We start from the raw sequence: 26,405 nt of genomic DNA on the forward strand, positions 1-26,405 counted from the left end.
GCCGCGGCGTCCTGGGCGGCTCGGGGCGCGGGGGTCGAGCTCCCCAGGGGAGCCTGCCTCGTGGGTGTGCGGCTGACGCGCGCGCGGCTCGGGGGTCACTCGTCCCCCTCCGCGCCGTGCTCACCGCCGCCGTCGCTGGGCTCCTCCATGCCTCCGTAGTTCTCCTGGGCTCCGGCGAAGTCCTTGACGGTGGCGGTCATGGGGTGCTCGGTGCCGCCCTCGAACTGCAGCACCAGCTCCACCTCGTCGCCGGGCAGCAGCGGCGCGGTCAGACCCATCAGCATGATGTGGTCCCCGCCCGGCTCCAGCAGCAGCTCGCCGCCGGCGGGGATGGGGAAGCCGCCCTCCTTCTCCTGCATGCTCATGCCGCCGGAGCCGTCGGAGGCGGTCTGGTGCAGTTCGACGGCGTCGGCGGCATCGGTGGTGGCACCCAGCAGGATCATCTCGGTGCCGGAGGTGTTGGTGAGGGTGCCGAACACGGCGGTCATGTCTCCCTCGGCGGCCTTCACCCAGGGATCAGTGATGGTCACCGGTCCGCTCGGGGCGGCGGGACCGGTGGTGGTGTCGGCGCCGGGATCCTCGGATGCCGGGTCCTGGTCAGCGTCCTCGCCGGCGCCCTCCCCGGTGGTGCAGGCTGCCAGGGGGAGGGCCAGCAGGGGCAAGGCCAGGGCGGAGCGCACGGCGGTGCGCCGGGACAGGGGGACGCGGGACAGGGGGACACGGGACAGGGGGACACCGGACAGTGGTGTGCGGGTCAGGGTGGTGCGGGGCATGGGGGTCCTTTCTGGACGGCTCGCACCGCCGCGGCGCGAAGGCGCACGGACGGCGGGGAGCTCGGGAGATGGTCTGGCCGGCGCATGGGGCGCCGACGGGGAGTGCCTGACCGGCGAGGTCAGGCGGCTAGGACCAGGGGAGGACCGCGTCGAAGTTGGGGTTCGATCTGGGCGCGCTGGGTGTGCGTCAGGTGCAGGGGTGCGGATGCCGCGCGACGAGGACGGGTCACGAGGACCGGGATCGTCGGGGTGGCGGCAGGGCGCATCCAGAAGCGCCCCAGCCGTGTGGCCAGGGTGAAGCAGCGGTGCAGCACGGACTCACCGCGGTGCAGCAGCACGGTGGTGAGGGCGGCGGCCAGCAGGTGGGCCAGGATCATCGCCGTCCCGCTATGGTCCCCGTGCAGGGCGTGCTGGGCGAGGTCGCCCACACCGTGGGCCGTGTGAGCAGGGGTCTCGGCCACAGGCCCGATGGCGTGAGGGGCAGGGGCGTCGCCTCCCGGGGCGAGATGTCCGTGGTGGACACCGTGGCCGAGGTGATCCCCGGGCGGGGCCACCAGATGGGCCGAGGGATCACTTGGGGTGCCGGCCATGAACAGACCGTGGAACAGGGCCTGGGAGCCGACCACCGCCAGCGCCATCCGCGGCAGGGAGAACCGGGAACCGGCCAGCACCGTGCACACCGCGACCGACAGCCACCACGGCAGCAACACACCCAGGAAGGCGGGAACCAGGCCCCCGCCCAACACGTGGCCGGTCAGCGCGACGGCCGTGGCGACCGTAGCGGCGGCAGCCCCCCGCACAAGGCGCAGGGGCTCACGGCTCGAGGACATGCCCCCATTGTGGCCCAGGGCGACCCTCTGGGCAGCCCTGGACCGAGACCATACCCGTGATCCGTCCGTCCAGCACAGGCCGTGGGGCCGCGGAGGGGCCAGCGGGCCGCCGGATACCACCGAGGTCGTCGTCGATCCCCGTGGGTGCCGGTGTCACGACCGGCGACGCCAGAGCAGTTCGAACCAGAGGGAGGCGCCGTCCTCCAGGGTGTGGATGTCGAACGCACTCTCGTCGCTCTCCCGCAGTGTCTGCCCGACGGAGCGGAGGCGAGAGGAGGCGAGCAGGTCGTACTCGTCCTCGACGCGAAGCACCTGGTAGGGCGAGTCCTCTCCGCCGGTGCCGTCACCGCGGATGCTGTCGAGCGACAGTGCGGCCAGCTTGCGCTCCCTCTCGGAGTCCTTGTGGGCACCGACGGTGCTGTAGGCACGGGCGAGGTGGAGGTGGGCCTGCGGGCTGAGGAACAGCGCGGGCATGTGCTCCCAGATCGTGTCGATCACAGCACGGGCCGCCGTCGCCTCATCGGTGCTCGTGTCCGTGCCTGATCCGTCGGCGAGCAGACCGGCGATCGAGACCAGCGGGTCGTACCGGGGGGCGTCCATGATGGCCGCCCGCAGTCGATCGCGATGCTCCGGGGTCGGGTCGCGGAGGAAGTCCTCCATGATGTTGGGAAAAGTCACGGTGCCTCTTTCGTCGTGCTCCGGCGGTGTCGTCCGGACCGTTCCGGCGGCCCTGGACGTCGGGGTGCGGGCGGGGTCACGGGGTCTCCAAGGTGGTCCAGGTCGTGCCGTCCCAGGCGATCACACCCTGGGACGCGGAGGCGCCGTACAGGACACTGCCGTCGGGCGACCACGCCAGGGGGCCGGTCGCTCCAGTGGCCCGGGGGAGGTTCTCGTGCTGTCCGGTGGAGCGGTCCCAGACCATGACCTGGATGTCGGTGGTGCTGCCGACGGCGACACGGCTGCCGTCGGCGGTCACGGCGATCGTGTCGGCGGCGAGCCCTGGTGGCCGAGGAGCCTCCTGGAGGTCGCCGCTCGGGGACAGGGCGTACAGGCGCGCCTCCTCGGTGCTGTCGGCCGTGCTCTCGGCGGGGATCCCGGTCCCTATCAGGACTGTGCCGTCGGGGGTGTGGGCGACAGCGCGGGGAGCGAACTCCGGTCCCTCCACCTGGGAGATGCGCTCGGCGGTCCCGAGGTTCCACAGCTGGACGGGGGCGGCGGTGCCGCAGACCGCCAGGGTGGTGTCGTCCGGGCTGATGCTCAGGGACAGCGGGAGCAGCGAGCGCACATCGAGGACCGGGGCCGGCGCGCACCCGCTGCCGATCCCCGTCCACAGCCTTACGGTGCCGTCCGGCCCCACGGAGGCCAGCGTGCTGCCGTCAGTGCTGAAGGAGAGGGCGTGGATCGAGGAGCGGCCAAGTCCCTCGAGCCGGGGGCCGTGACCGTCCAGGGTCCACAACACCTCACCATCCGGGCTGGTCAGCTCGATGTGCTGAGGGCCGCCCACAGCGAGCAGTGAACCGTCCGGACTCCACGCGATCGCCCCGGAGAGGTCGTTGTCGAAGCGCCGTGCCACCAAGCCATCGGAGGCGTTCCACAACACCGTTCCGGCGGTCTCGGAGGCACCGGTCGCCTTGCGTCCCCGACCGGCGTTGGCGGCGATCATGGCCCCGTCCGGGGACACGGCCAGGCCGACGGGGGCGAGCACGGACTGATCGACCGCCACCTCGGACGTGCCCGATACCCCTTCGGCCGGGGCGGGGGGCTCCACCGTGCGGCCCTGGTGGCAGGTGCTGGCCCGCAGCTCGGACCCACCGACGGGCGGCGTGTCGTCATCGGGACCGCAGGCCGCGAGCATCGCACCGGCCGGCAGACCGCCGGCGAGCAGGAGGAGCAGCCGACGGCCTCGGCGGAACGGGGCGCGCGCCCCGCGGAGCGAACGGAGCCGATGCTGCGGTGCGGTGCTTGGCCGCGATGATCGGCGGCCGGTCACGTGCGCTTCTCACTGACTGGCACCCCGGCGTCCTGCTGGTACCGCTGGAGCTCTTCGAAGGTGAGGTCACCGGCGAAGCCGGCAAGCAGTTCCGGCTGCGTCAGGTGCTCCCACACCCCGCCCGTGCCGGCGTGCTCGCCGATCGATCCCACGGGCAGGTCCAGCATCATGGAGATGCGGTCCTCCCCGTGCGCCACGCTCACCGGGAGGTCGAGGATCCTGCGGTCGATGTCCGCGCTCATGAGCTGTCAGCCCTCCTCGGTGGGGTCAGGGACGGACGGCTCCGTGGACGCCGGCCGGGGTGCGGGCGAGGTCGTGGATGCCGAGGGGGAGGCGAACCGGGCCGGCGGCAGCGGCGGTGCCACCGCGGCCGGCTTCTGCTCCAGCAGCGCCAGGGCCTCCTCGACGCCCCGTGCGATCTGCGGATCGGCATCAGCCACCCAGGCGCCCGGCGGGTAGGGCACCTCGATGTCCGGCTCCACCCCGTAGTTCTCGATGGACCAGTCCACGCCCTCGAACCAGCTGGCGTACTTGGGCTGGGTGATGCCGGTGCCGTCCACCAGGTCGTAGCGGCCGTCGATGCCGATCACGCCGCCCCAGGTGCGGGTGCCGATCACCGGGCCGATCCCCATCGCCTGGGAGACCGCGTTCACGATGTCCCCGTCGGAGCCGGCCTCCTGGTTGGTCACCAGCACCACCGGGCCGCGCGGGGCGAACTCGGGGTAGGTGCCGGGGGCCTCGTGGCGCGGGTAGTCCCAGGACAGCACGCGGCGCGCCAGACGGTCGGTGACCAGCTGCGAGGTGTGGCCGCCGGCGTTGTACCGCACGTCCACCACGATGCCCTCCTTCGTGGAGGCCTCCCGCAGGTCACGGTGCATCTGCGCCCAGCCGGAGGAGACCATGTCCGGGATGTGCAGGTAGCCCAGTCGACCGCCCGAGAGCTCCTCCACCCGCTCCCGGCGGGAGGCCACCCAGGCCTGGTAGCGCAGCTGGGTATCGTCCGGCAGCGGGGTGACCGCCACCCGACGGTGCCCGCCGTCGCGCTCCAGCACCAGCTCGGTGGGTCGGTTCGCCGCCCCGATCAGCAGCGGCTCCACACCGTCCGGGCCCACCTCGCGACCGTCCACCTGCACGATCGCATCGCCCACCTGGGCGGCCACACCGGGGGCCAGCAGCGGGGAGCGGGCGTCCGGATCCGAGGAGTCGCCGGGCAGGATGCGGGTGATCACCCAGCGATCCCCGGCCCGCTGCAGATCCGCCCCCAGGTACCCGGGCAGCATCGGCGGATCCGCCGTGTACACCGCACCCTGCACGTAGGCGTGGGAGGTGCCCAGCTCGCCCACCACCTCCCACATCATGTCCTGGAAGTCGTCGTCGGTGACCACGCGCTCCAGCACCGGCTCGTACCAGGAGGTCATGGCGTGCCAGTCCTGACCATCCATGTCGGCCCGCCAGAACTGCTGGGCCATGATCCGGTAGTTGTCCCACAGCATGCCGCGCCGCTCGGCCACCGGGTCCACGGTGAGCCGCAGGCGGGCGGTGTCGATCGCGATGCGGGCCGGGTCCTGGTCCTCCGCCTTGCGGGAGGCGGGCACCTGCACCCAGTCCTCGCCCTGCTTGATGACCAGGGACTCCCCGTCCCCGGAGGCCGCCACGTCGGTGACGCCCTCGGCCAGCACGGTCAGCTTGCGGTCGGCCAGGCTCCAGTGCTCGAGGCTGGGGGTGGGCGCCTCGCCCTCCACGCCGGCCCGGGCGGAGCCCAGGATGCCCAGCTGCGGGTGCCGCAGCCACACGAAGCCGCCCTTGACCGCGGTCAGGTGCGAGTACTTCCCGGACTCCACCGGGAACGGCACGATCCGTGACTCGACGGCATCGAGGTCCACGTGCGTGCGCGGCGGACGCTGGGCATCGCCTGCCCCGGCGGGGCTGGTGGCCCCGGCGGGCTGATCGGCCGCCTCCGCATGCGCGCCCTGCGAGGTGCTGTGTGCCCCGCCCTGACCGTCGGCTCCGGATCCGTGCGCCGACGGGCCGGTGCCCCGGCCGTCCTTGCCCTCCCCCGTGGGCTCCTCCTCGGAGGCGGACCAGCCGTCCGGGTGGGGGCCGAAGGGATCGGCGGTGGTGCGCTCCAGAGGGATCAGGAACGGACGCTCGGCATTGACGAAGCCCAGGTCGAACACCATGTCGTCGTAGATGGTCTCGAAGGTGCGCATCGACAGCAGGGCCAGGTGCTTGCCGTCGGCGCTGAAGGCCGGGGCGGAGTCCTGGTACTTGCCGGAGGTCAGGGCCCGGCCGGTGGGGTCGGCGTCCTCGGTGTCCGAGATCATCAACCGGCCCAGCAGCCACGAGTTCGGCTCGGCCCACACCAGGTAGCGGCCGTCCGGGGAGAAGGCCAGGTCGCGGATCTCGCCGCCGTTCGAGCGGCCCACCTCCCGCACGCGGTCCAGGCGCGGAGGCTCGGGCGGGGTGGCCTCGTCCTGCTGCCAGGACTCGGGGCCGGCCTCACCGGTGGTGCGGGCCGCGGCGTTGCGGCCGCGGTGAGAGGTCAGCGCGGGGTCCTCGATGCCGCGCAGCGTCACCAGGCGCACCCGGTTGTCGTGGGTGGAGATCGCCACCTTGGAGCCGTCCGGTGAGGGGACCGCGTGCAGGATCCGGCCCACATCGCCCACATCCAGCAGGGTGGGCTTCCCGCTGCCGTCCAGGCGGGCGACCGCCAGGACGTCCGAACCGACGCCGCCGTCCTCGCGGTCCGACTGCGCCTGCTCGTCGGTGACCAGCAGTGCGAAGGGGGAGCGGCCCAGGGGGCGCACCTCGCGGATGCGCAGCCCGGAGGCGCCGGCCAGCAGGCGGGAGGGCCCACCGCGGTGGGTGAGCACGTGGGCGCTGCCGCGCCACTCCACCAGGCTCGCACGGGCATCGTGCACCGGCCGGATGGCCAGCAGGTTCTCGGTGGCCGACGCCGGACGGGCCAGACGGGAGGCGCCCACGCCGGTGGCCTGCACCTCGACCTCGCGCGGTTCAGCGTCCAGGCAGTCCATCGCGAACAGGCGGCCCCGGGAGGTGAACACGATGCTGGTGCCGTCGGTGGCGGGCTCGCGCAGGTACCCGGTCTCGGAGGTGAGCGAGGTGTGGACCTGCAGGTCCGTGCCGTCGGCCCGCACCGACCAGAGGTTCGCGGTGGCGCGATCCGTGAGTGCGGCGCCCGCGCCCGGGGTGTCCGAGGCGAACACCAGGCGGTCCCCGTACCAGGCGACCCGGGTCTTGGAGGCCAGCAGCTCGTCCAGCAGCGGCTCCCAGGGGCGGGCGGCGTGCTGATCCGGGGAGGCGTCGAGCGCGAGCGCCTCGTGGGAGATCCACAGCTTCGCGGCGGTGCCGCCCTGGTAGTGCTTCCAGGCCGACTGCTCGCGGCGCCACGGGGTGACGACCACGGTGGTGCCGTCCGGGTGGATCGCGGCCTCGGCCGAGCGCCCCAGGGGAAGCAGGACGGCAGTGCCCTCGAGGTCGGTCGCCCACAGCTGCATGTCGCGGGCCAGGGGCGCTCCGTAGCTGGAGGCGGCTAGCACGCGCCCGTCGGACAGCCACCCGGCCACGCGGGTGGAGGGGCGGCCCCAGGTGGTGAGGCGACGGGGCGCGGTGGAGCCGTCGGAGGCGATCACCCACACCTCGGGGCCGCCGGAGGTGCGGGAGGTGTAGGCGACGTGCGCGCCGTCCGGGGAGAAGCGAGGGTAGGACACGGGCGCGCCCTCGTCCGTGAGCCGCCAGGCACGGCCACCGGCGAGAGGGGCCAGCCACACATCGTTCGCGGCGGTGAAGGCGACTGTGTCGCCGTGGACATCGGGATGGCGGAGGTAAGCGGCATGCGCAGGCGTCATCGGCATGCCGGCAAGCCTATGCGTGCGCGTGGCGTGCGTCATACCGGGCCGGGGCCGGTCGAGGTCGTGATAGTTGGCGAAATGATGGCGCCATTGCGCCAACTCCTCGTGTGTCGGCCGCGGGAGGGGGCGTCGATCACCCGCAAGGCCACGGGACGTGTGCGCTGCTTCCTCGTTCGCCGCTGCTCTGCCACGTCTTCCTCGCTCGCCTCTGCTCTGCTACGTCTTCCTCGCTCGCCTCTGCTCGGCCGCCTCGCGGCTCCCCCGAGCCCGCATCGATGGGGTGCCGTGGCAGTCAGCTCGTGAGGGTGATCTCCACCTGGTGCAGTGCCAGGGCGAGATGGGCCCGGGTGAGCGGGGCATCGGGATCCACGGCCCGGAGAGCTTCGCCATCGAGCCCCGCGACACCTCGGGTCGCAGTGCTGTTTCCGGACCCGACGGTGTGCGAGCCGCCGAGCACGGCAAGGACCGCCTGGAGCGCCGGGGCTGCGTCGACCACCGCCCCGACCAACGCCGGTGCCAGCAGATCCGTGAGGATCACGGCTCCCTCGGCACACGTGGCGGCGGCATCGGGATGCACGCGCAGTTCCGCATCACCCCAGATCACGCCCCGCCCGTGCAGCCACAGCACGGCGGCGGCGTGCTCGGGGTCCGACGGCACGTCTGTGAGCAGGGTCGGTGTGGCGTCCACGTCGATCACCGGTGCACCGGCCAGGCGATGCAGCGCAGCGGCGAGCTCCCCGCGGGTGACCTCGGAATCCGGTGCGTAAGTGCCGTCCTCCAGGCCGGGCTGCACTCCCGTTCCGTGCGCCCACGCGATGGCCTCGACAGCCGGGTGGTCGGCTGGGACGTCGATGAAGGAGGCGAGCGCGGGCCGCACCTGGCCGGGGGAGGGGATCCCGCCGGCCCGTGCAGCGGCGGGGTCATCGGTGGTCGAGCTCCTGGTCACAAGGGCGAGGCCCGCAATGGGCACTGCCACGGCGGCCGCAGCCGAACCGAACAGCAGTACAGAGCGACGGGCGGGCCTGGTGCCGGTGGTGGCCGTGCCGGCCGGGGCGGGAGGTGCCGTTGCAGCAGCCACCGAGTGCGCCGGGGCGCTCGGCAGGGACGATGCTGCCGACTGAGGTGGCGCGGCCGGGGGCAGGACCGGACCCACACCCGGGCGGCCCGGCCGGAGGCGCGGCGGGGCGGGACGTCGTGGCGGGGCGGAAAGGCGAGGCGGGGCGGAAAGGCGAGGCGGGGCGGCGGGCCGGTGGGGCGCAGGATGGTTCACAGCCATGCCAGCTCCCTCATCCTGCGCACGATCGCCCAGCTCACCAGCAGGTTCCCCCAGCCGTTGAGGTGGATGTGGTCCGTGGCGACCAGCAGTGGCGGCGTCACCCCGCGTTCGATCGCCTCGTGCGTGGAGGCCTGCTCCAGCAGCCGCAGGTGCGCGACCGGAGGCGCTGTCAGTCCCTCCTCGCTCAAAAGAAGGGACTGCAGATCCACGAAGTGCGCACCGTACCTCTGCTTCTGCGCGGAGTTGACCGCGGTGAGGGCTTCGCCGGTGGGGGAGCCGGCCGCATCGTGCTCGGTGGGCCAGTGCCCCAGCACCAGGGTGTCGTTGGCAGGATCCGCGGCGGCATCCCACATGCGCTGGGTGTGCTCCAGCACCGTGTCCACCTGCAGGATGTTGTTCTTGCCCAGCCACAGCACCTGTCGGGAGCCGTCGGCCACCTCCGCGAGGGAGGAGCGGAAGGTGCCGGTGCGCAGTGAGGCGGCCGCGTCATCGGTCACGAACCGCCAGCTGCCGGAGCTGGCATCGAGCGTGCCCGCGACGCCGTCCACCTCTCCCGGGCAGCGCAGCGGACCGAAGGCCGGAAGGTCCGTGTCCAGGTGGACGGGGACCGTGCCCGAACCGTCGGGCCCCTGATCAGGGCTGATACGAGGACGGGCCAGGCCGCGCATCAGCAGGGCGTGCCCGGACTGCGTGGCACCCACCCCGAAGGCGTGCACGGGAGCGGGGGCGGCGGCCAGTGCCAGGTGCTCGTGGATCCGGATCGGCCGGGGAGTGCCCTCGGTGCCGCCCTCGGAGCTCATCGAGGAGGAGCCCCACAGGGTGATCGGGCGCGCGTCCTGAACCGGGTTCAGCAGGTGGCGGGAGGCGTCCGTGCCGGGGGCCGAGCCGCTGCCGGTGCCGGGCTCGGCGGGGGCAACGGGGGACAGCGGCCCAGGCATCGCTGACCTCCCCTTCCGCTGACGGCAGGCGCTCCCACCGGCGCCCGCGATTGCCCACTGTACGGGAGCGGGTGCGGGCGGGCGAGGGGTGTTGCGAAGACCGGGGCGAGGTCCTGATCACGGGCCGACAGCACCCGCTGCGCTCATGTCTGTGACAGCGTGGGGCGCGCCGTCAGCTGAGACCCGCTCACGGCTGTGCGGGGTCGCCCTCCACGGGACCGGCGGTGTTGGGCTGCCATCCCAGGGCGGGGGCCACGTGCTGCGCGAAGTTCTCCAGGATGTGCAGGTTCAGCTCCACCCCCAGCTGGGAGGGGATGGTGAGCATGAGTGTGTCGGCGCTCATCACCGCGGCATCGGCGCGCAGCTGCTCCACCAGCTGATCCGGCTCGCCCACGTAGGTGCGGCCGAAGGTGGAGCGGTGCCCGTCGATGATGCCGATCTGATCGGCACCGCTGCCCGAGCGCAGCCCGAACATCAGCGCATCCTGCTGCGTGACCACGGGAAACACGCTGCGGGAGACGGACACTCGCGGCCGGTGCGTGTGGCCGGCTTCGGCGAAAGCGGAACGGAAACGATCGATCTGCTCTGCCTGAAGCTCGCCGAAGGAGGCGCCGGTGGCCTCGGTCAGCAGCGTCGAGCTCATCAGGTTCAGCCCCTGGCGGCCGACGGTCTCGGCGCTGTCGCGCGAGCCCGCACCCCACCAGATCCGCTGGATCAGACCGGGGGAATGGGGTTCGATGCGCAGTCCTGCCCCTGGCTGCACGGGGGCGCCGTAGGGCTGCTGCGAGGCGCGGGCCATGGGCTCGCCGCGCACGGCCCGCAGGAACAGCTCGAACTTCTCCCGGGCGATGTCCGCGCCCCGCGGATCGGTGGAGCCGGTGTAGCCGAAGGCCTCCCAGCCGCGGTCGGCCGGCTCGGGGCTGCCCCGGGACACTCCGAGCGCCACCCGGCCATCGGCGATCAGGTCCAGCGCGGCCGCTTCCTCCGCCAGCTGCAGCGGGTTCTCGTAGCGCATGTCGATCACACCGGTGCCCACCTCAATGCGCTGGGTGCGGGCTGCGACGGCCGACAGCAGCGGCATCGGAGAGGCGGACTGGGTGGCGAAATGGTGCACGCGGAAGTAGGCGCCGTTGACGCCGAGCTCCTCCGCGCCGACGGAGATGTCGATCGCGTCGTGGAGCATCTGCCGGGCGGAGAGACCGCCGTGAGCGGCGGCGTGGCCGTAGTGGCCGAAGCTGAGGAATCCGAAGGCACGCATGATGGCCACCACCGTACACGGTGATTGAATATTCGATCAATGGGTGGGACGAGCTCGACATGGGACGAGCTCGACATGGGAGGAGCTCAAGAGGTGGGTCGCGCAAGCGGGCGCCCGGCTTGCGGCCGCAGCGCCCCGGGCCCACGTGGACGTTCCCGTTCGATGAGGGGCGAATCCTGGAACGGGAACGTCCCCACGGGAGCGTCCCGTTCGGCCGGGGGCGGGGCAGGTCAGCAGTTGTGGCCGGCCGGCGGGGGCCCGAGGGAGCGGCCGGGAAGGAACGTGCCGGTGTGCAGTGAGTGCCGCACCGGAAGGTCCGCCCCCTCCAGCAGCTCCTCCATGCGGACCACGGCATCGCGGACGACCTGCCGGACCGGCAGCTGCACCGTGGCCAGGCCGATCAGGTCCAGCCCGTCACCCAGTCCGTCGAATCCCACGGTGCTGACGTCCTCGGGAACACGCAGACCGCGCTGGGCGGCCGCCCGCAGCAGCTCCAGCGCCACGTAGTCCACCGGGCAGACGATGCAGCCGGCCCGCTCCTCCCGGGCGACGTCGAGGGCGCGCCCCACGCCCTGCTCGACGGGCAGCAGGTCCACCGGGACTGCAGACACCCCCAGTTCAGTGCATCGGTCCACCAGGCTGCGCATGCGCAGGTCGAACACCCGGGAGTAGAGGACGGGGGCCTTCAACACCACGACACGGCGATGGCCGGCGGCGGCGATCTGCTCGGCCATGTCGCGACCGTGCGCCTTCTCGTCGTAGCTGACCGATTCGATCCGCGGATGAGTGTTCGGACGACCCACGATCATCATCGGGATCCCGGTGACCGTCTCGGCGAGATCCTCGGCAGCGGTGACGCCCGTGCCCACGAACACTCCCGCCACGCGCAGTCCCATGAGCCGATGCAGACCTTCGATCTCCGTGGGCCCGTAGTCGTGCCGGTGGGCGGTGACCGAGACCAGGGTGCGCTCGGCGGCCAGGACCGCACGGTGCATCTCCGCGTGCAGATGGCCGTAGGCCGGGTTGGTGGCGTCGCGGATCAGCAGTCCCAGCTGCCTGTTGCTGCGGGCGGCCAGCCCGCTGGCCACGAGGTTGTGCACGTAGCCCATCGCGCGGGCGGCTTCGTGGATGCGGATCTGGGCATCGGGGGAGACCTTCTCGCCGCCGTTCTGGAACACGCGGGAGACGGTGGAGCGCGAGACCCCTGCCGCCCGCGCGACGTCCTGCATCGTCGGTGGACGTGACCTTCCCATGCATTCCCTCCTGCCGGATCGCAGCGCTCGGCACCGAGGGCTGGATCGGTATCGCAGCAGGGTAGCCGAGTCCGTGAACGGGACCTCTGCCGGGGGGTGACGGTCCGGTGAAGTCGGCACGTGTGGTGTACGCGACCAGGTCGGGAAATGGTGAACTTCTGACGCACATCCGGTGACGCGGTCGTGGAGGAGCGGGGACGGGAGGTGCAGATCCCGACGAAACGACGGCGACCCATCGCAGGTGGGAGCGCTCCCACCTGCACTGCCATCGTGCGTTAACGTGGCATTAACCCTGGTCAAAGGGGTACTGGCGCGACCTTCGCGGCCCTCCCTAGGTTGTGGTCGTCCCCGCCGACCGGAGCCCGACGGGCACCGGGACCGCTTCACAGCGAGCACAGAACTGGGAGCGCTCTCATGACCACCGCGACCCGCAGGTCACCGTCATCGCGCACCGCTGCCCCGTCGGGCGCGAGGCCCACCGACGCCGCCAACGAGCTCTCCACTGCCGCCGTTCACGGGGCGAACTCCACGGAGGCACCCGGGAGCACCGGCCATCCCCCGCACCGTGGGAACGACGCCATCCGGGCACGCACTGAGCAGCGCAGGCGATCCCCTCAGCGCCGCCGCCGCACCCGCCGCGACGCGGCCCTGTTCCTGGCACTGGTCGCCCCCAACCTGGTGGCCATCCTGGTGTTCTCGTACTACCCCTCGCTGTACAACATCGGCCTCAGCTTCACCGAATGGGACTTCGTGGAGCCCACCCCCGAATGGGTGGGGCTGGAGAACTACCAGGACCTGTTCACCGACCCCGCCTTCGGCCAGGTCCTGCTGAACACCCTCATCTTCACCGGCGTCAGCGTGGTCGGCTCGATCATCGGCGGAATCCTCCTGGGCAGCCTGCTGGCCACGAAACTGCCGCTGACCGGATTCGCCCAGACCATGGCCTTTGCCCCGCACATGCTGCCCGGCGCAGCCGTCGGCACCCTGTGGCTGTTCATCTTCGATCCCAACTATGGGCTCTCGCGCTGGCTGTTCTCCCTTGTCGGTGCTTCCTCACCGGCCTGGACCACCACCTCGGACTGGTCGTTGTGGGCGATCACTATCGCGTACACCTGGCAGCGGCTCGGCTTCGTCACCGTCATCTGCTACACCGCGATCCTGGACCTGCCCCGCGATATCTACGAGGCCGCCGCCCTCGACGGTGCCCACGGCTGGACGCTGCTGCGGCACATGACACTGCCGCTGCTTAGCCCCATCACGTTCTTCCTGTCCATCACCGGCGTCATCTCCGCTGCCCAGGCCTTCGACATCATCTCGATCATGACCGGGGGCGGGCCGGGGAACTCCTCCTCGACCCTGAGCTGGATGGTCTACGAGGAGGCGTTCCAGAAGTTCGACATCGGCTCCGCCTCTGCCGCTGCCACGATCCTGCTGGTCATCCTGCTGATCCTCACGTTCATCCAGGTCCGTGTGGGAGAGAAGAAGGTGAACTACGACTCATGAGCACCCACGCCACCACCAACTCGTCCGAGATCCGCGACACCGCTGACGCCCCGCTCCGCCGCCGCGCCCGCGGCCCGCGTCGACCGGCGTGGCGGACCGCCCTCTTCATGGTCGGGATCACCGGCATCATCGCCATGTTCTTCGTTCCGCTGTACTGGCTGTTCTCGTCGGCCTTCAAACCCCAGGACGCCATCTACACCTGGCCGCTGCAGTGGATCCCCACCGAACCGACCCTGGCGAACTTCGCCGAAGCCTGGTCCACCGCGCCGTTCGACCGCTTCTACCTGAACTCCATCATCACCACGGTCGTGGGCACCGGGCTGGAGATCCTGCTGGCGATCCTGTGCGCCTACGCCTTCGCCTTCGTCGAGTTCCGCTTCAAGAGGATCGTGTTCGTGCTGATCATCGCGTCGATGATGCTGCCCGGCCACGTCACGCTGATCGTCAACTACATCACCGTGGCGAACCTCGGGTGGCTGAACACCTACCAGGGTCTGATCCTGCCCGGCATCGCCAGCGCCTTCGCCATGTTCCTCCTGCTGCAGCACATGCGCACCATCGACGTGGACATCATGAAAGCAGCGGAGATCGATGGCGCCGGGCACCTGCGCCGCATGATGACCATCGCCGTGCCGCTGTCCTCGCCGATGATCCTCACCGCCGGCCTCATCGTGATGGCCGGCAAATGGAACGAGTACGTGTGGCCGCTGATCGTCACCAGCACCACGGACATGCGCACGCTGCCCATCGGCCTGCTCTTCCTGCGCAGCCAGGAGGGCTACTCGAACTGGGGCGCCATCATGGCCGGCACCGTCTTCGTGTCGCTGCCGATGCTCGTGCTCTTCTTCCTCGGCCAGAAACGGATCATCGGCGGTCTCGCCGCCGGTGCCCTGAAGTGACCCGGCCCCGTCACTGAACATCGCCGCCACACGGCGCATCCGCCCCAGCGTCGGCCCTGCGCCGCCGCCCCTGTCCCACCTCGACCTCCATCCCACGACCCAACCCGATCGCACCTTCCCAAGGAGATGTCCATGACCAGCCCCCGTTCCTTCTCCCCGTCGCGTCGCAGCATCCTGACCGCTCTCGGGCTCGGCGCAGCCGGCGCCTCGCTCGCCGCCTGCGGCTCGCCCAATGGCGGCAGCTCGGAGGACGCTGACCAGCCCGTCCGCGACGGCTTCGGCCAAGCCGACATCACTGTGCCCGACGAGTACAAGGACCGCACCCCGATCCTTTTCTGGGCGCCCTTCACCGGCAACAACCTCGAAGTCCTCAACGGCCTGTTCACCGCGTTCAACGAGTCGCAGAACGACATCGTCGCGGTCGCCGAATCCGTGGGCGGCTACGCCGACCTGAACCAGAAGTTCACCGCCGCGCTGCAGGCCCGCACCGTGCCCGACATCGTCTGCTTCCCCGAGATGCAGTGGCTGCAGTTCTACTTCTCCGACGCGCTCGCCCCGCTGGATGATTATTTCGATGACGAGTGGAAGCTCGACAACTACATCGACAACTACACGCCCGAGTGCAAGGCGGCGGGCCAGACCTATCTCGTGCCCTTCGCCCGCTCCACGCCGCTGTTCTACTTCAACCGCACCCGCTACCAGGAAGCCGGACTGCCGGAAGAGGGCCCCGAGACCTGGGAGGATCTCGCCGAGTTCGGCAAGGAGCTCTCCTCGATCAAGGTCGAGGGGCGGCCGCTGAGCGCGCTCGCCTTCTCCACCGACGATGCCTGGCACTCGCAGGCTGATATCTGGGGCTTCGGTGGCCGCAACAGTGACGACGACTTCCAGGTCACCATTGACGAAGCGCCGGGGATCGAGTGGCTGGAGTTCCAGCGCAAGCTGATCCACGAGGACAAGGTCGCCTACATGGCCAAGTCTGCTGGCACCGACTTCGAGTCCGGTGTCGCCGCCGGCAAGCGCGGCTCGACCGCAGGCCTGACCGGCACCACGAAGGCCGTTGGCGACAAGTTCGAGGTCGGCACCGCCTACATGCTCGCCAAGGAGGGCCAGGAGAAGGCCGTGCCGACCGGCGGCTCCGGGCTGTCGATCGTCCGCGCTGATTCGAAGGACCGCCAGGACGCCTGCGCTGAGCTGTTCCGCTTCCTGGGCACGCCCGAGAACTCCGCGACGTGGCACATCGGCACCGGCTACGTGCCGATTGTCAAGGCCGCCCGCGACACCCAGGAGGTCAAGGACCTCGTGGCGAAGGACCCCAACTACGAGGTGGCCCTCAACCAGCTGGAGAACGCCCGCACCGCCGATTACACCAACTGGTTCCAGTCGGCGGTCACGGAGATCTCCACGGCCGTCGCACAGGTGCACGGTGACGGCACCGACCCCAAGACGGCGCTGGGCTCCATCAAGGATTCCCTGCAGGAGATCCTCGACGACAACCGCGAGGACATCGAGAAGATCGACTTCGAGAGGATCTGAGCATGAACACGCTCGCCACGAGCGCATCGGACGTGCCGAGCTCTGGCACCTCAGGCGCCGCGGGGGCGTCGCGCAGCGGCGCCCCCGGCACGGCCGGTGCACGGCCCGACCGTCACATCCCGCAGCTGGTGGGCCATCGCGGCGCTGCGGCGCTTGTCCCCGAGAACACCCTGCTCTCCTTCCGCCGCGGGATCGCCGACGGGGCCGTGCTGCTCGAGTGCGACGTGCACCTCAGCGCCGACGGCCGCGACGTGATCATCCACGACGCCACCATCGACCGCACCGCCCAGCCCGATTCCCCGCTGCGCACCGGATCGGTCGCGGAGCTCACCCGCGAGCAGCTGGACCGGGTGCGGGTGGGCAAGGACCAGCGCATCCCCACGCTCACCGAGGTGCTCGATGTCGCTGTGGGAGAGGGCGGCACCCGGATCCCGCTGCTGGTCGAGGTGAAGGCCCCTGCCGCCACCGCGCTGGTGATGCAGATCCTCACCGCGTACTTCCGGGACCAGGACTTCGCGGAGAGAGCGTCGGCCCCCGCGATGGTGATCTCCTTCCACCCGGAGGTGCTGCAGGAAGCGCGGGCAGTTGCCCCGCACATCCCCCGCCTGCTGACCACCACGGAGACCTCCGAGCAGTTCTTCACCACGGCCGTGGAGCTCGACGTCGCCCAGATCGGTGTGCGCATCGCCGACGCCCGTCAGGCGGATGTGGAGCGCGCGCGGCAGCTCGGCATCGAGCTGAACCTGTGGACCGCTCGGTCCGAGGAGGAGCTGCACCGGGCACTCGAGCTGGGCTGCGACACCATCACCGTCGACGATCCTCGGTGGGCCCGCGAGATCATCACCGGGGCCGGATCACCGGATGCCGGCCTCCCGGGCCGGGAATCCGAGAGGATCGGGGCATGACACGCACCCAGCCCCTCGTCGTCGGCCACCGCGGCGCTGCCCACCTGGCCCCGGAGAACACCCTGTCCTCGTTCCGTCGGGCCCTGGCCGACGGTGCTGACCTGCTCGAATGCGATGTGCACCTGAGCCGTGACGGGCAGGTGATCGTCATGCACGACGAGACCATCGACCGCACCGCGAACCCGCACTCCCCCCTGCGCGCCGGCGCCATCGCCGATCTCACCGCCGAGGAGCTGGGGCGGGTGCGGCTCCAGCACGACGAGCACGTGCCCACCCTCGCGCAGCTGCTGGACCTCACCACCGTGCCGCTGTTCATCGAGGTCAAGGTGCCCGCAGCCGCCCGCGCCGTGGGAGAGCTGCTGGCCCAGCTGGAGGAGGGCTCCACCCAGGCCGCCTCCACCGTGATCTCCTTCCACCCCGAGGCGCTCACCGAGATCCGACGCACCAGCCCGGACACCCCCGTCTCCTACCTGGTGAGGACGATCGACGAGCAGGCGCTGGCCACGGCCCGGGAGCTGGGCGCCACCGCCATCGGTCCTGCGATCGACGGCCTGTGCCTGGCCGCGGCGCGTGCTGCGCGGGAGGCGGGACTGCGTGTGCATCCGTGGACGATCAACACCCCGGAGCAGCTCGCGGTGGCCCTGGCCTGCGGCGTCGACTCCATCACCACCGACGATCCCGGATGGGTGAAGGAGCAGCTCGCGGAGCGATCGACGCACCGGTGACGCGGCCGGAGGGAGGGCTGCACGGCTCTGTTGTCAAGGATGCTTGACATGCATGTCAAGTGACCCTTACATTTTCTGGCATGAACACCGATGCCCCCACCCCCCGCACGACGACCACCAGTCCTGGCACGAAGCCGACCCGCACCTTCGCACGCCTGTTCACGCTTGGCGGTGTGCTCTACGGCCTCGGCCTGCTCGCCGCCGGCTTCGCCCCCTCCATCGGGATCCCCGCCTGGTGGGCCGCGCTGATCGTCCTGCCCGGCATCGGGCTGATGGCCTGGGCCAACGTGCTGATGTACCGCAGTGGCGACGAGTTCGAGCGCGCCAAGAGCGCCGAAGCGATCCTCCTGGCCTTCGCGATCTCCACCCCGCTGATCCTGTCCGTGGGCGTGCTGCAGTTCTATGTGCTTCCCGAGCTCAACTGGATCTTCGCCTTCTCGATCCTGATGGTCTCGTGGATCCTGGGCACCATCGTCTCCGCGATCCGCTACCGCTGAGAGGGCCGGCATGCGCAACGACATCAAGGCCCTCCGCACCGATCGCCGCTGGTCCCAGGCCGAGCTCGGCACTGCCCTCGGCGTCTCCCGGCAGACGGTGATCGCCCTGGAGAACGGCAAGTACGACCCCTCACTCCCGCTGGCGTTCAAGATCGCCGAGACATTCGAGAAGCAGATCGAGGAGATCTTCCACCCCGACTCGGAGGGCTGACCAGGAGGGTTCCCAGGATCGTGCACGGTGAGGCGGCCGATGCCCCGTCCCTCTCAGCCCTCGTTGCGGACGGTGAGGTCCGCCCCGCCCTCCTCGACCTCGCCGATGACCCGCCAGGTGACCTCGGGCAGGTTCAGCTCCTCGTCCGCGGCCGTCACCGTGCAGGTGGTCTCCAGGCTGGTCCCGTCGATGCCGTCCGCGCAGTCCACCAGGAGGTCCACCCTCTCGGTGCCCTCCCGGATCTCCGGGGCCGTCTCTCCCAGGATCGACTCGATGTCCTCGGCCGACGCCGGCAGCGCCACCCAGCCGTTGCTCCACTCGTGACCGACCTCGTCGAACGGGGCACGCCAGGCATCGGCGCCTGTCCGGCCGCCGGAGCCCCCGTCGTCGGCCCCCTCGCCGCCGGAGTCCCCGTCGTCGGCCCCTTCGCCGCCGGGGCGGGCCTTGCCACCCTCATCGGCGGGCTGCTCGGTGGGGTCCGCGGACGCCTCGACCGACGGCGGATCCGCGGGTGTCGTCTCCTCCGGCTCGTCGGGGCCGCAGGCGGCCACCGCGCCGACGGCGAGCAGCGTCACGCACCCTGCGCCGAGCCGACGCAGGCCAAGACCATTTCGGTGATGGTTCATGAGTCCTGTGAACATGGTCTCCCCCAAGTCCGTTCGCACCGGACCGCTGATCGGCCGGGCCTTGCCACCATGCTTCTGTGCAGGTCATGCGCGGTCAATACCCCGCGACCAGGGGGTCTCACCAGGTGAGTGCATATGGACAGTCCCGACGCCACCCCCACGGGACTCCGTACTCTGGGGTCGCTGTGACTGCTTCGCCCCGCACCGGGGCCATCCGAAAGGACCGCGATGCTCGCTTCGACGCTCCAGGCCACCTACGACCAGGTGCTGCGCCGCAACCCCGGCGAGCCCGAGTTCCACCAGGCCGTCCGCGAGGTGTTCGAGTCCCTCGAGGTCATCCAGGGCAAGTACCCCGAGTACAACGACCGCAGCATTCTGATGCGCATGTGCGAGCCCGAGCGGCAGATCATCTTCCGCGTCCCGTGGGTGGACGACAAGGGTGAGGTGCAGGTCAATCGCGGCTTCCGTGTCGAGTACAACTCTGCACTGGGCCCCTACAAGGGGGGCCTGCGCTTCCACGCCTCGGTGAACCTGGGCATCGTGAAGTTCCTGGGCTTCGAGCAGATCTTCAAGAATTCCCTGACCGGTCTGCCCATCGGCGGCGGCAAGGGCGGCTCCGACTTCGACCCCCACGGGCGCTCCGACGGCGAGGTCATGCGCTTCTGCCAGTCCTTCATGACCGAGCTGCACCGCCACCTGGGGGAGTACACCGACGTGCCCGCTGGTGACATCGGGGTCGGCGCGCGCGAGATCGGCTACCTGTTCGGTCAGTACAAGCGCCTGACCAACAGGTACGAGGCCGGTGTGCTCACCGGCAAGGGCCTGGACTGGGGCGGCTCCCTGGTGCGTAAGGAGGCCACCGGCTACGGGGCGGCCATCTTCGCCGACGAGATGCTGCGGGCCCGCGGCTCCTCCTTCGAGGGCCGTCGTGTGGCCGTCTCCGGCTCCGGCAACGTGGCCATGTATGCGATCGAGAAGACCCACCAGCTGGGCGGTGTGCCGATCACCGCCTCGGACTCCTCGGGCTACGTGGTCGACGAGGACGGCATCGACTTGGAGCTGCTCAAGCAGATCAAGGAGGTGGAGCGCGGTCGCATCCACGAGTACGCCGAGCGTCGCGGCGGCAGCGCTCGCTTCGTCAAGGATGGCTGCGTGTGGGACGTGCCCGTGGCGATCGCGATCCCCAGCGCCACCCAGAACGAGCTCAATGCTGATGCCGCCCGCACGCTGGTCAAGAACGGCGTCGAGGCCATCTCCGAGGGTGCCAACATGCCCTGCACCCCCGAAGCGGTCAGCGTGTTCCGCCAGGCCGACGTGGCCTTCGGCCTCGGCAAGGCCGCGAACGCGGGCGGCGTGGCCACCAGCGCGCTGGAGATGCAGCAGAACGCCTCCCGTGACACCTGGAGCTTCGAGCACACCGAGGAGCGCCTCACCCAGATCATGAAGAACATCCACACCACCTGCCTGGAGACCGCCGAGGAGGCGGGGCGTCCGGGTGACTATGTGGTGGGTGCGAACGTGGCCGGCTTCCGCAAGGTGGCCGATGCGATGATCGCCTTCGGCGTGATCTGATCCCCGAGCCCTAGGGGCTCCCTCCCGCACACCGACCCCTCGACGGCCGGCATCGCTTCCCTGCGGGGCCGGCCGTCGGGCGTCGAGCGACCGCTGCCTGCAACGAGACACCGCCTGTGATGGCCGACTCACCTCGTCAGATGGGAATGATTCTCATGCGCTGGTAGCCTGCCGTGCATGACATCACTGCGAACGATTATCACTAGTCGTCGGGCGGCGTCGCTGCTCGGCATCGGCGTGCTCGCCCTGGCCGCCTGCAGCCCCAGCGCCACCACCGGTGGGGGAGCCTCCGACGGCGGGGGAGCCTCGGACGGCCAGACCGCCACCAGCTCGGACCGCACCGAGGTCGCTGCCCTCACCCCGCGCATCGTGCTCGCCCACGACGGCGGCGTGACCACGATCGACTCCGCGGACGGCACCGAGCTGGGCAGCGCCGAGGTGGAGGGCTACGTGCGGCTGAACCCTGCCGGCGACGGCCGCCATGTCGCGCTCAGCACCGCGGACGGGTTCACGATGTACGACACCGGTCTGCTGGCCCAGGGCCATGGCGACCACTTCCACTACTACGTGCAGGACCCCGCGCTCACCGACATCAGCGTGGCGGCGCCCCACCCGGGCCACGTGGTCCCGCATGCCGGCCGCACCGCCCTGTTCGCCGACGGCACCGGTGCCATCACCCTGTTCGATCCCGCCTCCCTGGCCGACGGCTCCCTCGGCGAGGTCGAGGAGACCAGCACCGAGGATCCGCACCATGGCGTTGCCGTGCCGCTCGAGGACGGGGGGCTGCTGCTCACCCAGGGCACCGAGGACGAGCGCAGCACCGTGCAGGTCAAGGATGCCTCCGGCGCTGTCGTGGCCGAGACCGACGACTGCCCCGGCATCCATGGCGAGGCGGCCGCGCAGCCCACCGAGTCCGGTGACGTGATCTCCATCGGCTGCGAGAACGGACCGGTCGTCTACCGCGACGGCGAGTTCCACAAGGTCGCCGTGGACCAGGAGTACCAGCGTTCCGGCAACCAGAAGGGCCATCCCTCCTCGCCGATCGTGCTGGCGGACCACAAGGTGGAGAAGGACCCGGCCGGCGGTATCGAGCGCCCCACCGAGATCGCCCTGATCGACACCCGTGACGCCACCATGCGAACCGTGGACCTGGGCTCGCCCTACTGGTTCCGCTCCCTGGACCGCGGCCCGAACGGCGAGGCCCTGGTGCTCACCTACGACGGCGAACTGAACATCCTCGACCCGGAGTCCGGTGAGATCCTGCACGAGGTGCCGGTCGCCGCGGAGTGGACCGAGCCCGAGGAGTGGCAGACCCCCGGCCCCATGATGGCCGTGGCCGACGGCACCGCCTTCGTGGTGGACCCCGCCTCCAAGAAGATCACCATGGTGGACGTGGCCAGCGGCAAGACCTACCGCGAGCTGGAGCTGACCGTGGAGCCGCACGAGATCCAGGTGACCACCGGCACCGCTTCGGGCGAGTACACGGTGGGGCACGCCCACGACCATGAGGATGACGCGCACGCGGACGATGAGCACGGCTCCGGTGCCAGCGATGCCGGCGGCCACGAGGGCCACGACCACGGCGAGGAGGGTCATGACGACCACGACCACGCTGATGAGGGTCACGATGACCACGACCACGCTGATGAGGGTCACGAGGACCACGGCCACGAGGACCACGGCCACGAGGACCACGGCCACTGACCCTCCCGGTCAGCGAACCTCCCAGTCCTCCACGTCCCCCGGGCCCACTCGCATCAGCGGGTGGGCCCGCGGCGTGGTCCCCACGGTGGGAAGGTGCGGCAGGTGCTCGGGTGCGCGGGCGGTGACCTTGCGTCGCAGGTGCTCCAGTTCGTACTCCAGCTGCCCGCTGGTCACCGGGATGGCCTCGACGGGGTGGGAGCGGGTGCCGGCACCGGGTGGCCGCAGGATCCGGGTCGCATCGAAGCGGTAGCCGCGGTCGGTTGCCTCTTCCTGTAGGGCGCTGAGGTAGGCGCCGATCGCCACCATGGGGTCGGGGTGGGCGAGGAAGCGGTGTAGCTGCGGATGGTTCGTGTACCCGCGGGTACCGCCGGCCAGCACCTTCTGGGCCAGCAGCGCTTCACGCCAGCCCGCCACCAGGGCGGCCCGGTCCAGCAGGGACGGGTGCAGGCTCCACAAGCGCACGGTCCTCCTCCCCTCAGCCGGCCACGCGCCGCGCGCGGGCGCTGACCGCGTCGGCCGTCGAGATCGCCTGAGACGTGTAGCCGGAGCCGAACAGGTGCACGTGGGCCAGCAGTCCGAACAGCACGTGCGCCGGCAGGTCCTCGCGCCAGCCCTGCGGCAGGGGATGGGCCTGCTCGTACCCGGCGTAGATCTGCTCCAGGTGCGGGGCGCCGAACAGCGACAGCATCGCCAGGTCCTCCAGGCGGTGGCCGCCGTGCGCGGCCGGGTCGATCAGCACGGCACCCCCGCCCGTCCACATCACGTTGCCGGACCACAGGTCGCCGTGCACCCGGGCGGGCGGCTCCGGCTCCTGCCCGCAGATCCCGTCGAACGAGCCGTCCGCGATCGCGTCGATCGCGGCCTCGACCCGAGCGCTGCCGTCACTGCCCAGTGTGGAGGTGCAGGAGGCCAGCAGGGGCCGCAGACGGTCCTCCGCCCAGAAGCGGGCGAAGCTGTCGCGGGAGTCGGTGGGCACCTCGAAGGGATCGGTGAGCGGCCCGAACCAGGCCGAATCCCCCGGCGCCCAGCCGAATCCCGGGGCGCCGGCGTCGTGCAGCCGCGCGAGGCGGGCGCCGAGGTCGCGGGCGGCCTCGGCATCCGGCGAAGCGGACTCCAGGCGCACCAGGTGCAGGGCGTCCTCCCGCACCTCCAGCACCTCCACGACGGGGACGGCACCCGGTTCGGCCAACCACCGCAGACCATCGGCCTCGGCCGCGAAGAACCCCGAGGGGGCTCCGGAACGGGACTTCACGAAGGGGGCCCGCTCGGCGCGGGGTCCTGCGCCCGCCTGCTCCTGCTCAGCCATCGGCCCCGTCCTCGAGGTCCAGGTGAGCGGCGAGGGTGGAGCGCAGGCACGGCAGCACCCGCTGATGCGCCACCCGGGTGGAGGCCGCGGAGGCCACGTGGACCAGCATCGCCGTTCGCTCGTACGCGGTCCAGGCGTGCATGCGGCGGCGCAGCGCCGCAACGTCGGCCACCGCCTCCGGGACCTCCCCCGTCTCGGCGCGGGCCTGCAGGTAGCACTCCACGAACCGCGTCACTCGTTGCTCGTCCATCGACACGTACCAGGGCCCGCCGTGCACGCTGCCGCCGATGATCGCGAGGTCACGGGCGGGATCGTCGGCCTGCGCCCATTCGAAGTCGATGTAGCGCACCACCGGGTGCTCACGTCCGGGCTCCGGCCTGCTCCACAGCACATTGGTGGCGCACAGGTCACCGTGCGCGAGCACGAAACCTCCCGAGGACGACGTCGACATCGCCGCGATCTCGGGCTCGATCCCCGCCACCGCCTCCAGGGCGGCCTCCAGGAACGGCTCCAGGCCGTGCTCCGCGATCACCGTCCCGTACCGGTCCCGCCACTGGGCGACCAGCTGCTCCACCTCGCCCAGCAGCGACGCCGGGCCGGGCGGGATCTGCGACCACGGGTCCTCTCCCAGGGACACCGGGCCTCGCCCCGGTGCCGCCACCGTGTGCAGGCGGGCCAGGTGGCGGGCGTGCAGCTCCAGCTGCATCGGTGTCCAGGCCTCGGGCGCGGCGGTCGAGCCCGGCATGTCGGTGGCGACCACATAGGGGTGCCCGATCGGGCTGGTGGCGGCGTCGTCGTGGAAGGCGATGGGATCCGGGCCCACTTCCGGAGGGATCAGCGTGAGGGCCGCGATCTCATGGGAGAGGCTCTGGTGCAGCTCGCTCGGTGCCACGTGTGGGATCCGCACGATCACCGGCGCGTTCTGCTGCGGCTCCAGGCGCCAGGCGGCGAAGCGCTCGCCCACCCCTGCCAGGAACACCCGGGCCTGGCCCGACAGCGAGGCCGGCAGCACCGAGGTGTGCAGGCCGGGCAGGCGCACCGGGGAGTTCTCGTCGCGCAAGGGCAGCACCAGCGTCCCGTGGCGCCACGCCTGCAGCAGTCGCTCGCCCATGGCGGCGCTCACGGGATCGGGAGCGACGGACGGGTCCTGCGGGTGGGTGCTCTGCATCGGTGCCTCCTGCCGGTCGATTATCCCACTGTCCCGCGCGGATCTACGATGGATCCGGCGCCGATCGACGCTCGCACCCGTTCCTCACCGCGGAGGCTTTCCCCCATGGAGTTAGCACTGCTCGCGATCGCCGTGGGCGTGGGCGTGGGCCTGGTGGTGGGCGCGCTCGGTGCGGGCGGCGGGATCCTCGCGGTGCCGGTGCTGGTGTTCCTGCTGGCGCAGGATCCGCACTCCGCCACCGCCTCCAGTCTGATCATCGTGCTTGTCACGGCGCTGTTCAGCATCCCGCACCATGCCCGCAATGGGAACGTGAACTGGCGCGAGGGGCTCGTCTTCGCGGGTGTCTCGGTGGTCGGTGCCGTGGCAGGGTCGCGTCTGTCGGTGCTGGTGGACCCGCAGCTGCTGCTGGTGCTGTTCGGCTCGATGCTGGTGGCGGTCGCCGTGCTGATGGCCGTACGCGGCGTCCGGGGCAGGCGGCAGGAGAATCTGGAACGGGCGGCGCACGGCACCTCCGAAGCGGATCAGCCGCTGCTCACCCACGACGACCCGGTGCTGGACGCCCCCGGGCCCGACACCGTGATCGCCGCCGATGGAACCCCCACCCACCACGGCAAGCCCGCCCACCACAGGGCAGGACCGGGCAGGTGGCGCCTGCCGGTCGTGGTCGTCACCGCCACCCTGACCGGCTTCCTCACCGGTTTCTTCGGTGTGGGCGGCGGGTTCATCGTGGTGCCGATGCTGGTGATCGCCCTGGGCCTGGCCATGCGCCGCGCCTCCGGCACCAGCCTGCTGGTGATGATCGTGGCCACCGTGGTCAGCCTGCTGGCGCGCATCGGCACCCACGTCTCCATCGACTGGACGGTCACGCTGCTGTTCGCGGCGGGCTCCGCGGTGGGCGGAATGCTGGGCGGCCCGCTCTCGGCCAAGGCCCGCCCCTCCACCCTCACCCTGATCTTCGCGACCCTCCTGGGCGGGGTGGCGGCGGTGACCCTGGGCGCCACGCTGCTGGGCTAGGCGTCCGCACCGTCCCAGAGGATGCGTCCGCTCCCATCGAGACGGGCGCCCTCGCTGGGCTCGTGCGCGCTGAGCCGGCCGGTGTGCATCAGGTGCTCCACCGGGATGCTGTGCTCCAGTGCGATCACGTCGGCGATGATGCGGCGGTGGCAGCGCCACCACACCGACTCCGAGCACATCACCGCGGTGCGCGCCGCTTCGATGTCGACGGTGAGATCGCTGATCGCGGCCCGGAAGTCGTCCTCACGGGTCCAGGCGGCGTAGGCGCGGAACGCGGCCACGCGCCACCAGGTGTCCGGGGAGGCGGCATCCTGCTCCGTGGTGAGTCGGCGCCTGCCTCCCAGACGCTCCTCCCACCGGTACTCGATGCCGGCGGCCTCGCAGATCTCCTCGACCTGGCCGCGGGCTGCGGCGTCGTTCGCCCGGCTGCCGGGGAAGCGGCGCACGTCCACCAGGCGCTCGATTCCTGCGCTGCTCAGCAGCGCGGTGAGCTCGTCGCGGTCCAGACGGCCGTGGCCGACGGTGATCAGGGGAGGGGCCATCGACCCAGCA

The 26,405-nt window shown here is 71.0% G+C and carries 26 protein-coding genes; 11 read left to right on the plus strand and 15 right to left on the minus strand.

What is annotated here, in order from left to right; genetic code table 11:
- Window positions 1–95: 95 nt before the first annotated feature.
- The 8 genes from M3B01_RS02690 to M3B01_RS14675 form a co-directional block, all read right to left on the minus strand.
- Window positions 96–773 (minus strand): copper chaperone PCu(A)C, encoded by a 678-nt coding sequence (locus M3B01_RS02690; RefSeq protein ID WP_259789278.1) that lies wholly within the window; start codon window positions 771–773, stop codon window positions 96–98.
- Between the two features lie 119 nt (window positions 774–892).
- Window positions 893–1,603: a hypothetical protein gene (locus M3B01_RS02695; RefSeq protein ID WP_259789279.1), complete on the minus strand. Its 711-nt coding sequence runs from the start codon at window positions 1,601–1,603 to the stop codon at window positions 893–895.
- 153 nt (window positions 1,604–1,756) lie between these two features.
- Window positions 1,757–2,281 carry a hypothetical protein gene (locus M3B01_RS02700; protein WP_193865040.1) on the minus strand — a complete coding sequence of 175 codons (525 nt, stop codon included), beginning with the start codon at window positions 2,279–2,281 and terminating at the stop codon, window positions 1,757–1,759.
- 76 nt (window positions 2,282–2,357) lie between these two features.
- On the minus strand, window positions 2,358–3,458 hold the full coding sequence (locus M3B01_RS02705; protein WP_259789280.1) for a WD40 repeat domain-containing protein: 1,101 nt from the start codon (window positions 3,456–3,458) through the stop codon (window positions 2,358–2,360).
- A gap of 131 nt (window positions 3,459–3,589) precedes the next feature.
- Window positions 3,590–3,835, minus strand: coding sequence for a hypothetical protein (locus M3B01_RS02710; protein ID WP_259789281.1), 246 nt, complete (start codon window positions 3,833–3,835; stop codon window positions 3,590–3,592).
- A gap of 6 nt (window positions 3,836–3,841) precedes the next feature.
- A complete protein-coding gene (locus M3B01_RS02715) occupies window positions 3,842–7,468 on the minus strand; it encodes a S41 family peptidase (protein ID WP_259789282.1) in 3,627 nt (1,208 codons plus the stop codon).
- Window positions 7,469–7,757: 289 nt separating this feature from the next.
- The gene (locus tag M3B01_RS02720; RefSeq protein WP_259789283.1) at window positions 7,758–8,411 is read right to left on the minus strand and encodes an S-layer homology domain-containing protein; all 654 of its coding nucleotides are present in this window, start codon (window positions 8,409–8,411) and stop codon (window positions 7,758–7,760) included.
- 320 nt (window positions 8,412–8,731) lie between these two features.
- The gene (locus M3B01_RS14675; protein ID WP_396123326.1) at window positions 8,732–9,289 is read right to left on the minus strand and encodes a hypothetical protein; all 558 of its coding nucleotides are present in this window, start codon (window positions 9,287–9,289) and stop codon (window positions 8,732–8,734) included.
- A gap of 48 nt (window positions 9,290–9,337) precedes the next feature.
- On the opposite strand from M3B01_RS14675, the gene M3B01_RS14680 reads away from it, so the two are divergent.
- The gene (locus tag M3B01_RS14680; RefSeq protein ID WP_396123327.1) at window positions 9,338–9,685 is read left to right on the plus strand and encodes a hypothetical protein; all 348 of its coding nucleotides are present in this window, start codon (window positions 9,338–9,340) and stop codon (window positions 9,683–9,685) included.
- Between the two features lie 181 nt (window positions 9,686–9,866).
- Here the strand turns inward: M3B01_RS14680 and M3B01_RS02730 are convergent, their stop codons facing one another.
- Window positions 9,867–10,937, minus strand: a complete 1,071-nt coding sequence (locus tag M3B01_RS02730) for an LLM class flavin-dependent oxidoreductase (RefSeq protein ID WP_259789285.1) — start codon at window positions 10,935–10,937, stop codon at window positions 9,867–9,869.
- Window positions 10,938–11,167: 230 nt separating this feature from the next.
- Window positions 11,168–12,190 carry a LacI family DNA-binding transcriptional regulator gene (locus M3B01_RS02735; RefSeq protein WP_259789286.1) on the minus strand — a complete coding sequence of 341 codons (1,023 nt, stop codon included), beginning with the start codon at window positions 12,188–12,190 and terminating at the stop codon, window positions 11,168–11,170.
- A gap of 414 nt (window positions 12,191–12,604) precedes the next feature.
- On the opposite strand from M3B01_RS02735, the gene M3B01_RS02740 reads away from it, so the two are divergent.
- From M3B01_RS02740 to M3B01_RS02770, 7 genes are all read left to right on the plus strand, one after another.
- A complete protein-coding gene (locus tag M3B01_RS02740; protein WP_259789287.1) occupies window positions 12,605–13,693 on the plus strand; it encodes a carbohydrate ABC transporter permease in 1,089 nt (362 codons plus the stop codon).
- Window positions 13,690–14,592: a carbohydrate ABC transporter permease gene (locus tag M3B01_RS02745; RefSeq protein WP_259789288.1), complete on the plus strand. Its 903-nt coding sequence runs from the start codon at window positions 13,690–13,692 to the stop codon at window positions 14,590–14,592. Before M3B01_RS02740 ends, M3B01_RS02745 begins: the two co-directional genes overlap by 4 nt.
- A 132-nt stretch (window positions 14,593–14,724) precedes the next feature.
- On the plus strand, window positions 14,725–16,125 hold the full coding sequence (locus M3B01_RS02750; RefSeq protein WP_259789289.1) for an ABC transporter substrate-binding protein: 1,401 nt from the start codon (window positions 14,725–14,727) through the stop codon (window positions 16,123–16,125).
- A 2-nt stretch (window positions 16,126–16,127) separates the two neighbouring features.
- Window positions 16,128–17,030: a glycerophosphodiester phosphodiesterase family protein gene (locus M3B01_RS02755; RefSeq protein ID WP_259789290.1), complete on the plus strand. Its 903-nt coding sequence runs from the start codon at window positions 16,128–16,130 to the stop codon at window positions 17,028–17,030.
- Entirely contained in the window at window positions 17,027–17,755 is a 729-nt protein-coding gene (locus tag M3B01_RS02760) for a glycerophosphodiester phosphodiesterase family protein (protein WP_259789291.1), read from the plus strand. Before M3B01_RS02755 ends, M3B01_RS02760 begins: the two co-directional genes overlap by 4 nt.
- Before the next feature lie 80 nt (window positions 17,756–17,835).
- Window positions 17,836–18,252 carry a hypothetical protein gene (locus M3B01_RS02765; RefSeq protein ID WP_259789292.1) on the plus strand — a complete coding sequence of 139 codons (417 nt, stop codon included), beginning with the start codon at window positions 17,836–17,838 and terminating at the stop codon, window positions 18,250–18,252.
- 10 nt (window positions 18,253–18,262) lie between these two features.
- On the plus strand, window positions 18,263–18,463 hold the full coding sequence (locus tag M3B01_RS02770; RefSeq protein WP_259789293.1) for a helix-turn-helix transcriptional regulator: 201 nt from the start codon (window positions 18,263–18,265) through the stop codon (window positions 18,461–18,463).
- A 53-nt stretch (window positions 18,464–18,516) separates the two neighbouring features.
- On the opposite strand, the gene M3B01_RS02775 is transcribed toward M3B01_RS02770, so the two are convergent.
- Window positions 18,517–19,038, minus strand: a complete 522-nt coding sequence (locus M3B01_RS02775) for a hypothetical protein (protein ID WP_259789294.1) — start codon at window positions 19,036–19,038, stop codon at window positions 18,517–18,519.
- A 279-nt stretch (window positions 19,039–19,317) separates the two neighbouring features.
- Between M3B01_RS02775 and gdhA the strand changes: the two genes are divergently transcribed.
- Window positions 19,318–20,661 carry an NADP-specific glutamate dehydrogenase gene (gene gdhA / locus M3B01_RS02780; RefSeq protein ID WP_259789295.1) on the plus strand — a complete coding sequence of 448 codons (1,344 nt, stop codon included), beginning with the start codon at window positions 19,318–19,320 and terminating at the stop codon, window positions 20,659–20,661.
- Window positions 20,662–20,838: 177 nt separating this feature from the next.
- A complete protein-coding gene (locus M3B01_RS02785; RefSeq protein ID WP_259789296.1) occupies window positions 20,839–22,365 on the plus strand; it encodes a hypothetical protein in 1,527 nt (508 codons plus the stop codon).
- A 9-nt stretch (window positions 22,366–22,374) separates the two neighbouring features.
- Here M3B01_RS02785 and M3B01_RS02790 read toward each other — a convergent pair whose 3' ends face one another.
- The 3 genes from M3B01_RS02790 to M3B01_RS02800 are packed head-to-tail and all read right to left on the minus strand — an operon-like array spanning window position 22,375 to window position 24,839.
- Complete coding sequence (locus M3B01_RS02790; protein ID WP_259789297.1) at window positions 22,375–22,827, minus strand: pyrimidine dimer DNA glycosylase/endonuclease V; 453 nt, start codon at window positions 22,825–22,827, stop codon at window positions 22,375–22,377.
- Between the two features lie 13 nt (window positions 22,828–22,840).
- Window positions 22,841–23,671: a fructosamine kinase family protein gene (locus M3B01_RS02795; protein ID WP_259789298.1), complete on the minus strand. Its 831-nt coding sequence runs from the start codon at window positions 23,669–23,671 to the stop codon at window positions 22,841–22,843.
- A complete protein-coding gene (locus tag M3B01_RS02800; RefSeq protein WP_259789299.1) occupies window positions 23,664–24,839 on the minus strand; it encodes a phosphotransferase family protein in 1,176 nt (391 codons plus the stop codon). Before M3B01_RS02800 ends, M3B01_RS02795 begins: the two co-directional genes overlap by 8 nt.
- Before the next feature lie 105 nt (window positions 24,840–24,944).
- Between M3B01_RS02800 and M3B01_RS02805 the strand changes: the two genes are divergently transcribed.
- On the plus strand, window positions 24,945–25,853 hold the full coding sequence (locus M3B01_RS02805) for a sulfite exporter TauE/SafE family protein (protein WP_259789300.1): 909 nt from the start codon (window positions 24,945–24,947) through the stop codon (window positions 25,851–25,853).
- On the opposite strand, the gene M3B01_RS02810 is transcribed toward M3B01_RS02805, so the two are convergent.
- Window positions 25,850–26,395: a DUF488 family protein gene (locus M3B01_RS02810; RefSeq protein ID WP_259789301.1), complete on the minus strand. Its 546-nt coding sequence runs from the start codon at window positions 26,393–26,395 to the stop codon at window positions 25,850–25,852. The genes M3B01_RS02805 and M3B01_RS02810 overlap by 4 nt on opposite strands.
- Between the last annotated feature and the right edge of the window lie 10 nt (window positions 26,396–26,405).

Source organism: Brachybacterium sp. p3-SID957 (assembly GCF_025144775.1).
Classification (GTDB): Bacteria; Actinomycetota; Actinomycetes; order Actinomycetales; family Dermabacteraceae; genus Brachybacterium; species Brachybacterium epidermidis.